We start from the raw sequence: 1,208 nt of genomic DNA on the forward strand, positions 1-1,208 counted from the left end.
GGCAGCCCGGTCGAGGCCCCGAAGGCGCTTTGCGAGCTGCAAGGCTACGTCTACGACGCCTGGCTCCGCATGGCTGAGATCTACGATGTCCTGGGACGGTTGAAGGACGCGGAGAGACTTCGCGGCAAGGCGGCCGACCTCTATCGCCGCTTCGACGAGGCGTTCTGGGACGAGGAGACCGGCTTTTATGCCTACTGTCTCGACGCCGAGAAGAAGAAGGTCCTGACGGTGGCCTCGAACCCCGGCCACCTGCTGTGGAGCGGAATCGTCCCGCCCGAGAAGGCGGGACGCGTGGTCGAGCGTCTGATGCGGCGCGACATGTGGTCGGGTTGGGGGATCCGGACGTTGTCGGCGGAGCACCCCTCCTACAATCCCTTCTCCTATCAGAATGGCTCCGTCTGGCCGCATGACAACGGGCTGATCGCCCTCGGCTTCAAGCGCTACGGCTTCCACGACGAGGCCGCCCAGGTGGCCCGGGACATCAGCGAGGCCGCTAGCTATTTCATGCTGCACCAGATGCCCGAACTCTACGCCGGCATCCAGCGGGACGGCGCGAACTTCCCGGTCCAGTACGCGGGGGCGAACGTGCCCCAGGCCTGGGCGGCCGGCACCGTTTTCTTCCTTTTGCAGGCGATCGTCGGCTTCCAACCGCGGGCCGAGGACGGGTTGCTCTACCTCGATCCCTGGCTCCCGTCCTGGCTTCCTGACCTGACGCTCAAAGACCTCCGCCTCGGCGCCGAGGCCTTCGACATCCGCATCGAGGGCAGCGGTTTCGACGTCACGATCACGGTGCTCGCAGGCGACGCCGGCAAGGTGCTTCGTCGGTCGATCGTCGAGGGGCTGGGTCAGCTAAGGGTGGGGCAGTAGTTCGAGCGAATAGGTCCCGACGTTCGCCGTCAGCCCCGTGACGACCGGCGAGTTCCTGGTTCTACAGGGTCTTGACCCAAACGCACTTCAGGTGATCTGAAAGGCCTTGAGGCGAACGCGATCACGAAACGCCGGTGGCATCTCTACCGCCGGGTGGTCCTGCCCGTTCCCGATGACCCAACCCTGCGAGCCTAGGGCCTTGCCGAAGATAACTGAATCGGCGTTGCCGGGGTAGATTCCGCGCTGGGGTGGCGTCCGCTACAAACGATGAATGATCGATATTGGCTCGATTCGCGAGCGCTACGCCGCGCTATCTCCGCATCTTGACGAGCGCGGCCGGC

The 1,208-nt window shown here is 64.9% G+C and carries 1 protein-coding gene; it reads left to right on the forward strand.

Annotated elements, in window-relative coordinates; genetic code table 11:
* Positions 1-867: amylo-alpha-1,6-glucosidase (locus tag M8523_RS36320; protein ID WP_282589646.1), on the forward strand; the 867-nt coding region annotated here is incomplete at its 5' end.
* Positions 868-1,208 lie beyond the last annotated feature (341 nt).

It is taken from the genome of Lichenifustis flavocetrariae (assembly GCF_026130545.1).
GTDB lineage: Bacteria > Pseudomonadota > Alphaproteobacteria > Rhizobiales > Beijerinckiaceae > Lichenihabitans > Lichenihabitans flavocetrariae.